Origin of the sequence: Chryseobacterium sp. 'Rf worker isolate 10', from assembly GCF_050753305.1 — a bacterium.
GTDB lineage: Bacteria > Bacteroidota > Bacteroidia > Flavobacteriales > Weeksellaceae > Chryseobacterium.
In genome coordinates, this window is the sequence record NZ_JBOZOF010000003.1 from 429,694 (window position 1) to 442,502 (window position 12,809).

The window sequence follows — 12,809 nt, forward strand, 5'->3', positions numbered from 1 at the left end:
CGAAACAAAAGTATCAATGGAAAGGAGAAATTTTATTAAAACAAGTGCACTGGCAGGAGCCGGATTGCTGTTTACTCAGAATGTTTTTGCTAAAAATTTAGTACTGGACGATTTTCCTGTTGTCCGTGTTCCTAAAGATAAAAGACATTTTACCAGCGAATCTGTAGAAAGTGCTATTGCAGCCTTTAAAAAGAAAGTAAAAAACAAAGAGCTGAGCTGGCTTTTTGAAAACTGCTTCCCGAATACATTAGATACTACTGTTTACTATACAGAAACCAGCGGAACACCGGATACCTATGTGATCACTGGGGATATTGATGCCATGTGGCTTCGTGACAGTTCCGCACAGGTTTTTCCTTATCTGCAGTTCTCGAAAAAAGATGAAAAACTACATAAGCTGATCTCAGGAGTAATCCATAAACAGACGACATTCATTCTTAAAGATCCTTATGCGAATGCTTTCTATAACGACGACCAGAAGATCAGTAAATGGAAAGAATATGATCATACCGATATGAAGCCGGGAACCCATGAAAGAAAATGGGAAATTGACTCGCTTTGTTATCCTATCCGTCTGGCCTACCACTTCTGGAAAACAACAGGAGATACAAAACCTTTTGATGCTAACTGGCTGAAAGGAATTAAACTTACCCTGCAGACTTTTACAGAACAGCAGAGAAAACATGATCTTGGACCTTATAAATTCGAGCGTACCACAGCTTGGGCTACAGACGGAGTTCCTATGGGAGGATATGGTTATCCAACGAAACCTGTGGGATTGATCAGCTCTATGTTCCGTCCAAGTGATGATGCTACCATCTACGGATTCCTGATCCCTTCCAACTTATTTGCGGTGGTAAGTTTACGTCAGGCAGCGGAAATGGTTGCTCAGATTAAAAATGAAAAAACATTGGCTCAACAACTGAACAGCCTTGCTGATGAGGTAGAAGCAGCCATCAAAAAATACGGAATTTACAATCATCCTGAATTTGGGAAAATATATGCTTTTGAAGTGAATGGCTTCGGAAGTTATAACCTGATGGATGATGCGAACTGTCCAAGTTTGTTAGGATTACCTTATCTGGATGCGGTGAAAGCTGATGACCCTGTGTATTTGAATACAAGAAAATTTGTTTGGTCAGAAAACAACCCATTCTTCTTCAAAGGTAAGCTGGCAGAAGGAATAGGAGGTCCACATATTGGGCTTGACATGATCTGGCCAATGAGTATCATAATGAAGGCACTCACTACCAACGATAAAAGTGAGATCAGATGGTGTATAGATACCTTACAAAAAACGCACGGAGGAACAGGCTTTATGCATGAATCCTTCCATAAAGACAATGCCAAAAAATTCACCAGAGAATGGTTTGCATGGGCCAATACCCTGTTTGGCGAATTGTTATGGAAAACCTTTAATGAAAACCCTGAGCTACTGACATAGCCCACCCTTTTATATCGCTTATTCATCTGAGATTCCTTCCCCAAAAAGAAGGTATCAGGGGAATGCTATATAAAATTCACACACCAAAAACACCTTAAAAAAATTATACAATGAAAAAAAAATCCATCTTTACCGCACTGATTGCCATGATGCTTCAGTCTGGTTCTCTGATTAACGCACAACAGCTTAATCCTACAGGAATTTGCTATGTGGAAGTGAATAACAACAACCTCCTGAATGCAGGAGCGTACAAACTGCAGACATCGAACAGCTATCTGTTTAATGTTGTGAATATTTTTGCGGCCAATATTAATTATGATACCAGCCGTGGAAGAGCTTATCTGTATTCCAATAACAACGTTACCAAGGTTCTTACGAATGCGGATACTTACATAAAGCCGCTTCAGCAAAAAGGAATGAAAGTGGTACTGACTATTTTGGGAAATCATCAGGGTGCAGGAATCTGTAATTTTCCTACCCGTGAAGCTGCAAAAGACTTTGCATTACAGCTTGCCAATACAGTAAATACCTATGGTCTTGATGGAATTGATTTTGATGATGAATACTCAGAATATGGAAATAACGGAACCGGGCAGCCTAATGACAGCTCTTTCGTAATGCTTGTTCAGGAGCTCAGAGCATTATTGCCGAATAAAATTATTTCGTTCTATTACTATGGTCCTGCCGCTTCAAAGCTTTCTTGGAATGGAGCCAGAGTAGGAGATAATGTCAACTACAGCTGGAATGCAATGTACGGAACATTCTCCGCTCCCAATGTACCTCCTCTTACCAAAGCACAAATCTCTCCGGCAGCTGTTTGGATGGGAAATACTTCCAATTCTACCACAACAAGCCTGGCTACCCAAACCAAAAATGGCGGATACGGAGTATTCATGTGGTATGATTTACATGGAACAAATGAAACATCGCAACTTTCTGCAGGAACTCAGACCTTATACGGAGAACCGACTGTTTTAAGCGGTACTTTACAATCCTGGACACAAGGAACCAATTGTGATGCCCCTATCGGACTGTACACAAGCAACCTTACAGGAACAAGCGCAAAACTAAACTGGTCAGCAGTAGGAACCAATACTTATGATGTTGATTATAAACCAGCTTCTTCAACAATTTGGACAAACGCAGTATCAGCAACCAGCTCTACTTCAGTAACTATTTCCGGATTAACAGCTAATACCGAATACGACTGGAGAATCAGAACCAACTGCAGTGTAAAAAGCGCCTATATGTTTGCGCCAAGATTTACAAGCACTTCAGGAACAACACCTACAGGTTCTTACGCTCTGTCTTTGGATGGAAGTACTGAATCAGGAGCTGCCGGAAGTCTGAATCTAAGCGGTTCTGCACTATCTTTTGAAGGATGGATCAAACCTTCGTCATTCAAATCGACGTCTCCATATATTTCCTCTATCATGGGAACGGAAGTAAGCGACAGCAATTCTGCATTCTTAAGATTGGGAGATGCTGGTCTGGCAAATAATAAACTTCAGTTTGTGGTAAGCATCAATAACGTACAGCAAAAATTGGCGTCTGCAACAGCATTGAATGCCAATACCTGGTATCATGTAGCAGCTACTTATGATGGATCCAATATGAAAATTTATATCAATGGTACTCTGGATGCCACCAAAGCACAAACCGGAAGTGTAAATTCAACAGGTGCATTCAACGTAGGATATCTATACAACACGTCAAGAAATTTCAATGGTAAAGTGGATGAGGTAAGAGTTTGGAAACGTGCATTAAGCCAAACGGAAATCAGTCAGAATATGTGTAATGTATCCGTTCCGGCCACTTCACTGGCTGCTTATTGGAAGTTTAATGAAGGCAGCGGCTCTACAGTTCAGGATACTTCAGGAAACGGGGTGACTTTAACGTTAACAGGTGTTGATTCTTCTAATTGGGGAACAGATGTACCATGTACAACAGGAAGTTCAGCATTAGCAAGAACTGCAGGGCAAAAGGCGCTCAATGCAGGAGATACAAGCATTAAAACTCAAATAAAATTATATCCTAATCCGGTAAGCAAATCTTCATCATTGACAGTTTCTGTTCCGGATGAATACAGCAAAGGAAAATTAACGGTTTATGATTTTAACGGAAGAATTGTAGACACAAAATCACTGAACTCAGGAGATAATCAATATGAATTGAGCAGAATTTCAGCAGGAAACTATATCGTTCAGTTTGAATCTCATGATGGAAGCTTAAAACAATCTGAAAAACTAATTGTAAAATAACAAACCCAGTCATTGGGCTTCGGCCCAATGATTTTTCTACTACAAAATTGATATACTATGAGAAAAAAATCCTTTTTTATTCCCTTAATGGCCCTGATGCTTCAGTCTGCCCCGTTGCTCAAAGCGCAGCAGCTTAATCCTTTGGGAGTCTGCTATGTGGAAGTGAATAACAATAATCCGTTGAATGCGGGTTCATATACTTTGCAGAATACCAACAGACAGCTTTTTGATGTAGCCATTATTTTTGCAGCGAATATCAACTACGATGTTTCTAAGAACCGTGCTTATATTTCAAATAATAATAACGTTACTAAAGTTCTGAATGATGTTAATACCTACGTAAAACCTCTACAGCAAAAAGGAATTAAAGTATTACTCGATCTTTTAGGAAATCATCAGGGAGCCGGAATTTCTAATTTTCCAAATCGTGAAGCAGCTAAAGATTTCGCTTTACAGGTTGCTCATACCGTCTACACTTACGGCTTGGATGGAGTAGATCTTGATGACGAATATGCAGGATACGGAAACAACGGAACAGGACAGCCTAATAACAGCTCTTTTGTCATGCTTTTGCAGGAACTGAAAGCGGCAATGCCAGATAAACTGATTACATTCTACTACTATGGTCCGGCTACAACCAGACAAACATATAATGGAGATTTAGCAGGAAATTATATCAATTACACCTGGAATGCAATGTATAGTACTTACAATGCACCGGTTGTTCCACCTCTTGATAAATCTAAAATTTCTGCCGCTGCAACCTGGATACAGAACTCGAATCCAAGCTCAACGTCTGCCACTACATTGGCAAACTTAGCTACCAGCACAAAAAATGATCAATATGGGGTATTTATGTGGTATGATTTGGGTGGAACGGATGTAGCCAGCTATCTGAGCACAGGCTCCAATATCCTTTATAATGAAAATACCCTTTTAAGTGGTCAGTTGTATTCTTGGTCTCAGGGACAGGCCTGTGATCCGCCATTGGGACTTGATGTTTCCAATGTGACAGGAACGTCAGCAAAACTGAACTGGACTTCCAATGCTTCACAGTCTTATAATATTGATTACAAACCAGCCAATTCAACAGTTTGGACGAATGTGGCCAACAATTATTCGGGAAATAATATTGTCATCAATAACCTTACCCTGAATACAGATTATGACTGGAGAATACAGTCTAACTGTTCTCCAACATTAACAAGTACTTATATTTTCGCACCAAGGTTTAACTCCGGAAGTGGCTGTACTACGCCATCAGGATTAACTTCCGGAAGTTTCCTTGGCAATACCACTCAGTTGTCATGGGATGCAGGAAATGCCACCTCATATACACTGCAATACAAAACTGCAGCTGCCACAACCTGGTCTGAAATTCCAAATATTACAACCAACACCTATTCATTGCAAAATCTGACCGCTAATACAAGCTATGTATGGAAAGTACAGGCTTCGTGTGCGGGTGGAACTACAAGTACCTATTCAGCAGAAGGAGCCTTCAACAGCGGTTTTGCACCTGTTACAAGCCCTGGAGCAAGATCCCTTGCTTTCAACGGAAGTACCAATTATCTTAATGCAGGACAATTTAATTTAAGTGGAAATGCAGTGAGCTTTGAAGGATGGGTAAAAGTAAACTCATTTAAAACTGCTTTCCCTTACATCTCATCAGTGATGGGAGTTGAAGTAGGAGATAACAACTCTGCAATGCTTAGATTCGGAGACGGAAATCTGGCGAACAACAAACTTCAGTTTATATTGAGTTTCGGTTCATCACAGGTGAAATTGAATACCAATACAGCATTCAATACCAATACATGGTATCATATAGCGGCCACTTATGATGGAGCAGCCATGAAAATTTATGTCAATGGTAACCTTGATGCTACTTTTGCAGTAACGGGTAACTTTACAGCCAACGGAATTCTTTATCTTGGAAGAAATTATGACAATTCCCGTACTATCAACGGTTTCCTTGATGAATTCAGAGTTTGGAAAAAAGCGTTAACACCACAGGAAATACTGAGCAACAGCTGTAATGTTCCTGCTAACTCCGCAGGTCTTGAAGCGAATTGGAAAATGGATGAAGGAAGTGGTTTAGGTGCTTTGGATGCTACGGCAAATACGCATTTTGCAACGCTGGTAAGTATGACAGATGCGAACTGGAGAACAGATGTTGCATGTGCGTCATCTTTAGCTGTGAAAGATGTTGAATCCGTAAAAGAAAACAGCGCAGTTTATCCGAACCCTGTGAAAAGAGGAAATGATATTCATTTTGCTATCAGCGACAGCTCAGCCAGTGAAGTGGCATTGTATGATGCTTCAGGAAAATTGTTCAAAAAACAGAATATTAATCAAAATAATAACGCAGTGAATACACAGGATTTAATCAGTGGTACTTATATTTACAAGATTACATCCGCCAACAGTAAAGTATTATCAACCGGTAAAATCATTGTGAAGTAAAATTCAGATAATGAGGTAATTACTGGATTCGATAAAATAAAGTCTGAAATACAAAGCAGACAGACAGGAGCTTACTTCTGTTTGTCTGTTTTTTCAGTCACAGGGATGTCTTGAATTTAAAATAAAAAATAATGCAGAATATAGTAGGAATCGATATTGGAGGGTCACACATCACTTTGGCTCAGGTAGATCCGGAAAAACGTGAAATCATTTCATCAACCTATGTAAGAGAACATGTAGATGCTTTCGAAAAGAAAGAGGTTATTTTCAGTGCTTGGGTTTCCGCCATTGAAAAAGTGGCTCATGATCTTGTGAAAGAAGACCTTTTAATTGGTATCGCAATGCCGGGTCCTTTCGATTATGAAAACGGCATATCCCTTATGCAGCAGGGAAAATTTATTGATATCTATCAGGTGAATATCAAAGAGGAACTGGCAAAAAGATTGGAAATTTCCCAGAATCAGATTCATTTTGTAAATGATGCTGCCGCCTTCATGGAAGGAGAAGTATTCGGAGGATGTGCCCAAGGATTCAAAAGTGCTTTTGGAGTGACTCTTGGAACAGGATTGGGAACTACTTTCTTCAACGGAGAGTTTGCTACTGATGAAGATTTATGGGATTCTCCTTTTAGAGATTCTATCAGTGAAGATTATCTGGCAACACGATGGTTCGTGAATCGTTATAAAGAATTGACAGGAGAAGAAATATCAGGAACCAAAGATTTGTTAGATAAACCTACAGAAATACAGACCAGAATATTTGATGAATATGCAGATTCTTTCTCAGAATTTATCGTGAAATATGTAGATCATTACAAACCGGAAGTTTTAGTTATAGGAGGAAATATTGCCAAAGCATATCCTTATTTTGAACAACATTTTATTCAGAATTTAACGAAGAATAATATTAACTTGCAGGTTAAGATTTCTGCGATATTTGAAGATGCGGCCATTCTTGGAGCTGCCAGCTATGCATTAAAAAAAGCGTATATAAATTAACAAACGAAAAGATACAATGAAGTTTATATTTTCTACTTGCTTACTGTTATTACAGGCCTGGGCTTTAGGTCAGAATGTATCTCCTGTAGACTATGTGAATCCTTTGATGGGAACCCAATCCAAACCTTCATTATCAAATGGAAATACCTATCCGGCAGTCGGACTTCCTTGGGGAATGAATATCTGGACACCACAGACCGGTAAGATGGGTGATGGATGGGCATATACCTACGATGCAGATAAGATTAAAGGATTTAAACAGACCCACCAGCCATCTCCCTGGATGAATGATTATGGTGCTTTTGCCATCATGCCGGGAGTAGGAAAAGTGAAATTTAAAGAAGACGAAAGAGCAAGCTGGTTCAGTCATAAAGCTGAGGTTACTACGCCCTATTTCTACAGTGTTTATCTTGCTGACATCAATGTTACGACAGAACTTACCCCTACAGAAAGAGCTTCTTATTTTAAATTTGATTTTCCAAAAACAGATAGTGCTTATGTAGTGGTTGATGCACTAAACAAAGGGTCTTATATCAAGATTTTACCAAAAGAAAGAAAAATTCTGGGATATACAACGAAATATTCTACCGGGAAATATGAGAATTTTAAAAATTACTTTGTCATTCAGTTTGATAAAGATTTTGAACTGACAAAAACCTGGAAAGACGATAAACTGGTAAATGATCAATTAGAAATCACCAGCGATCATACAGGTGCTGTAGTAGGGTTTAAACTTAAAAATAAAGAAACGGTTTATGCAAAAGTAGCCTCTTCATTCATCAGCTTTGAACAGGCAGAACTGAATCTTAAAAGAGAAATCGGAAACAGAAACTTTGAACAGGTAAAAACCGATGCTAAAAATATCTGGAACAAAACATTAGGAAAAATAGACGTAAAAGGAGGAACAGATCAGCAAATGAGAACCTTTTATTCCTCTTTGTACAGAACGTTATTCTTCCCGCAGAAATTATATGAAATTGATGCTCAGAACAAAATAAAACACTGGAGTCCTTACAATGGTAAAATTGTTGACGGAAGAATGTTTGCCGGAACTGGCTTTTGGGATACTTTCCGTGCTCTATATCCTTTCCTTAATCTTGTGTATCCAAGTATCAATGTAGAAATGCAGGAAGGATTGGTTAATGCTTACAAAGAAGGAGGCTTCTTACCAGAGTGGAGCAGCCCGGGATATTCTGATATTATGATTGGAAACAATTCCGCATCTGTAGTGGCAGACGCTTACATCAAAGGACTTCGAGGATATGATACGGAAGCGCTGTGGCAGGCTGTAAAACATGGAGCAAATAATGAAGGTCCTATAGAAGCGGTAGGCCGTTCAGGTGTAGAATATTACAATAGATTAGGCTATGTTCCTTACGATGTGAAAATCAATGAAAATGCAGCCAGAACATTGGAGTACGCTTATGATGACTTTTCGATTTATCAGCTAGGAAAAGCATTGGGAAAACCCGCTTCTGAAATTGATATCTATAAGAAAAGAGCTTATAATTACAAAAATGTCTTTGATAAGGAAACTGGTTTAATGCGTGGTAAAAATAAAGACGGTAACTTCCAGAAACCGTTCAATCCTTTCAAGTGGGGAGATGCTTTCACGGAAGGAAACAGCTGGCATTACACATGGTCTGTTTTCCAGGACATTGACGGTCTGGCAGAATTAATGGGTGGAAAAAAGAAATTTGAAGCCAAATTAGATGAGGTATTCTCATTACCTCCGGTTTTTGATGACAGTTATTATGGAGGGGCGATCCACGAAATCAGAGAAATGCAGATCATGAACATGGGCCAGTATGCCCACGGAAACCAACCGATCCAGCACATGATTTATCTGTACAACTATGCAGGAGCACCTTACAAAACACAATATTGGGCAAGACAGGTGCTGAATAAATTGTATCATGCAACCCCGGACGGATATTGCGGTGATGAAGATAACGGGCAGACTTCTGCGTGGTATATTTTCTCAGCTCTTGGATTTTATCCGGTGACGCCAGCAACAGATCAGTATGTGTTGGGAGCACCATTATTTAAAGAAGCTATTATTCATCTTGAAAATGGTAAAAAAATTGAAATAAAAGCTCCGGAAAATACTGCTGAAAATCTATATGTAAAATCATTAAATGTAAACCAGCAGCCCTATTCCAAAAACTGGCTGAGCCATCAAGAACTGATGAAAGGAGCTGTTTTAGATTTTAAGATGGATAACAAGCCCAATAAAGAAAGAGGTTCACAGGAAAAAGATTTTCCTTACTCAATGTCAAAAGAAGAATCAAATAAATAAATTTTAAATTAAAAATATAGCTGTATGAGTACAGAAAAAAAAGAAATATTCGAGAGAGTAGAGAGCATGCTGCAGACGCAAGGTTTTAATATCGCAGCAAAAGATGATACAAGACCGTGGGGGGGATTTTTTGTGATTGATGAAACCCAGGCACAGGATTTTGCTAATCAATATTTCGACGGGATTGATGTAGACAACCTTAGAATAGGAGGAAAACTAAGCCCGAAAATTCTTATCGTTGCTCCGGAAGCAAGATTAAGCTGGCAATACCACCACAGAAGAGCTGAAATCTGGCAGGTAGTAGAAGGAACGGTAGGAATCAAAAGAAGCAATACCGATGAAGAAGGGGAATTGGGAGAATATGGACCAAAAGATCAGGTGAAGCTTCAGCAGGGAGAAAGACACAGATTAATTGGTCTTACAGGCTGGGGAATCGTAGCTGAAATCTGGCAGCATACCGATGCATCCAATCCTTCAGACGAAGATGATATCGTAAGAGTACAGGATGACTTTGGAAGATAAATAAAAAAATCCGCTTCATTGAAGCGGATTTTTTTATTTGTAAGGAAGCTTGAGGCTGGAAGAAGGATGTTTCTGGAGGTTACTGGAACTTCTGAATATTCTTCCAGCTTCCCGCCTTAAAACGTCACATCCAATCCCACATAGAAGTTAGCCTTCATAATAGGAGCATATACCATTCCTCCGTCAAAATAATTTCCGAAAGGATTTTTAAAATCTACAATCGCATTTTTCTGATAGTAAGAAGTAAGGTTTTCACCTCCTACATAAGCTCTGATCTTTTTATTGAAATTTCTTGAGACTTGAGCATTAAGAACAGCATACGATTCCGAATACGTTGGCAGTTGAAACTCTGCCGGATTCGTTGACGTATCAGGAAGTCTCTGTTTTCCAACCCAGTTTAAAGTCGTATCAAAACTCCAGAATCCGCCTTTATCTGTTTTATTGGTTGAATAAGCCATGTTCACAAACCCTCTGTGTTTAGCCATAAAAGGGACTTCTCTTCTTCCACCGATATAATCCGCCTGTACATCATAATACTTATAAGCAAGTCTTACTTCAAGGTTTTTTACAGGCATAAAATCCCATTGGGTCTGGAATGAATTCGCAAACGATTTTCCATCAAGATTATAAAATGTCAGCTGTTGAGGAGATTGATCCAAATCTACCAATACCTGATCCTGGAAATCTGTTCTGAAAAAGTCTGCAACAATACTCGATTTTCTTCCGAATAGCTTAAATTCCTGTTGTAAACTTGCTCCATAATTCCATGCAATTTCAGGTCTTAATCCATAAATATTTCCTCCGTTTGGTAAGATACTAATAGCTCTGTTGGAAGCAAAATACTGCTGGTTTTCCGCAAAAACATTCGCGGTTCTGAATCCTCTTCCAGCAGAAAGTCTCAAAATAGTCTGAGGCGTGAAATCATACTTGAAATTAAGTCTAGGTGTAAACTGAGTTCCTGCCAGATTGTGGAAATCTACTCTGGAACCCGCTACTAAAGTATATTTTAAACCTGTTAAAGTATATTCAGCAAAAATTCCCGGTACAATTTCATTCCTTCTTATATCATCCAGCAAATACGTTTCTTTATATCCGTCATACAGGAAGCTTGCACCAACCTTATACTTGTGATTGGTATTTCCGATGATGCTTTCAAAGATTAAATTGGAATAATACGTGTGCTGCTGACCTGCGTAATTTCTCAATCCAAAGAAACTGTCCTGTTGGTGGTAAACATATTGGTTCATCCATCCGATACTCTGATAAGGTTTTCCTTTAAAAACATATCCTGTCTTATTCCAAACCTGAAATCTTGAAATGTCTATTCCTACCCCATAAAAAGGTTGTTTATCCTGACCCAGTTTTTTATCAAAACCAATCTGTCCTGCAGTTCTTTCATCTCGGATAAAGTTAATTCCAAAGTGAGAACCGAATCCTGATTTTTCAAGATCGTTATAATTCAATAAGTACGCTGCGTTGATCTGCGTTCCTTTCGGTCTGTCCAGAAAACCGTCATGGTTCATATCTGTGTTTCCAAACGTTCCGTTTCCGTGAAGAAGGAAAGTCTGTGACCATTTATCGTTGATAGGAGAAACATTGGTAATATTGATTTCTGCTCTTCCATTAAAGTCAGAAAAAAGGTTCAGTGATGTTTCAGGAGTCTTTGCATTCTTCAGAAGCTCAGTATTAATCTGCCCTGTGATGCTTTCGTAGCCGTTGGTTACCGTACTACCTCCTTTCGTAAGCTGAATACTTTCAATCCACCTTCCCGGGATAAAATTTAAACCATAAGCAGAAGCCAATCCTCTGATTTCTGGTAACTGTTCTTTCGTCAGGCTGGTATATTTCTGATCCAGACCAAGCATTTTCAGCTGTTTTGTTCCCGTAACCGCATTGCTGAAAGAAACATCTACCGTTGCATTGGTTTCGAAGCTCTCAGAAAGATTACAACAAGCGGCCTTTAAAAGCTCTTTTTTATCAATATTGAAAACAAGTCCGGCTTCTTTCTTGCTTAAAGCGGTTGAAGCTTTAGAACCCGTTACCACAACTCCATCTATGCTTTTTTCATGCTGAGAGTGATCTTCTTTAGTTGCAGAGTCATTGTCTTTCTGACCTTCATGTTTTGTCTCTTCTTCATAATGTACTTTTGGATTGGGTTCACCAAAAGTAAAGTCTCTGTCATACAGGCAGCATCCAGGAAGTCCATTGTAAACTGCATCTGAAGCCTTATATTTTTCATTATCATGACCAGCATCAGCAATTGCTTTTAAAATTTTGTCTGATGAGGTTTTTGAAAGGTCAAAATTTAAAGTAACCGTTTGTTTCTCTGCATTCCATTCCGCAGTATTGGCTCCGGCATCTTTTGATGCTTTTTCAATTCTGGCTTTACATGAAGCACAGTTTCCTCTTACATAGAATTCATTTTCTTTCTTAGCAGAAGTAGAAGCGCTTACATGATGTTCATGGTTGGTTTCGGCTTGCGAAGGCTTTGCACCTCTGTCGTAATGACAGCATCCCGGCAGACCTTCATAGGTTGTATCAGACGCCTTGAATTTCTCATTATCATGACCTGCATCAGCTACCTTTTTCAGGATGTCATCGGGAGAAACCTTATCTGTTTCTAGAGTTAATGTCTGAAGATCAACAGAATAAACTGCTGTTTTCGCGCCTGCTTTTTTAGCAGCACTTTCAATTCTTGTTTTGCACATTTCACAGTTCCCTTTTACCTTGAACTGATTTTTTGAAAGTGTCTGAGCAGATATAAATTGTGTAAATAGGAATAATGCACCAAGTATCAACCTGGAAATATGTAATTTCAT

General features: G+C 39.0%; 7 protein-coding genes. 6 read left to right on the forward strand and 1 reads right to left on the reverse strand.

The genetic code is table 11. The features are described 5' to 3' along the window. Positions 1-16: 16 nt before the first annotated feature. The 6 genes from LKL37_RS16335 (at position 17) to LKL37_RS16360 (ending at position 9,990) form a co-directional block, all read left to right on the forward strand. A complete protein-coding gene (locus LKL37_RS16335; protein WP_431611561.1) occupies positions 17-1,444 on the forward strand; it encodes a glycoside hydrolase family 125 protein in 1,428 nt (475 codons plus the stop codon). A gap of 110 nt (positions 1,445-1,554) precedes the next feature. Beyond that, entirely contained in the window at positions 1,555-3,705 is a 2,151-nt protein-coding gene (locus tag LKL37_RS16340; protein ID WP_431611562.1) for an endo-beta-N-acetylglucosaminidase H, read from the forward strand. Between the two features lie 57 nt (positions 3,706-3,762). After that, on the forward strand, positions 3,763-6,171 hold the full coding sequence (locus tag LKL37_RS16345) for an endo-beta-N-acetylglucosaminidase H (protein WP_431611563.1): 2,409 nt from the start codon (positions 3,763-3,765) through the stop codon (positions 6,169-6,171). A 131-nt stretch (positions 6,172-6,302) separates the two neighbouring features. Next, entirely contained in the window at positions 6,303-7,169 is an 867-nt protein-coding gene (locus LKL37_RS16350; protein ID WP_431611564.1) for an ROK family protein, read from the forward strand. Positions 7,170-7,185: 16 nt separating this feature from the next. Continuing rightward, positions 7,186-9,468, forward strand: a complete 2,283-nt coding sequence (locus tag LKL37_RS16355; RefSeq protein WP_431611565.1) for a GH92 family glycosyl hydrolase — start codon at positions 7,186-7,188, stop codon at positions 9,466-9,468. A 24-nt stretch (positions 9,469-9,492) separates the two neighbouring features. Beyond that, on the forward strand, positions 9,493-9,990 hold the full coding sequence (locus tag LKL37_RS16360; RefSeq protein ID WP_431611566.1) for a phosphoheptose isomerase: 498 nt from the start codon (positions 9,493-9,495) through the stop codon (positions 9,988-9,990). A 116-nt stretch (positions 9,991-10,106) separates the two neighbouring features. On the opposite strand, the gene LKL37_RS16365 is transcribed toward LKL37_RS16360, so the two are convergent. Next, the gene (locus tag LKL37_RS16365; RefSeq protein ID WP_431611567.1) at positions 10,107-12,809 is read right to left on the reverse strand and encodes a TonB-dependent receptor domain-containing protein; all 2,703 of its coding nucleotides are present in this window, start codon (positions 12,807-12,809) and stop codon (positions 10,107-10,109) included.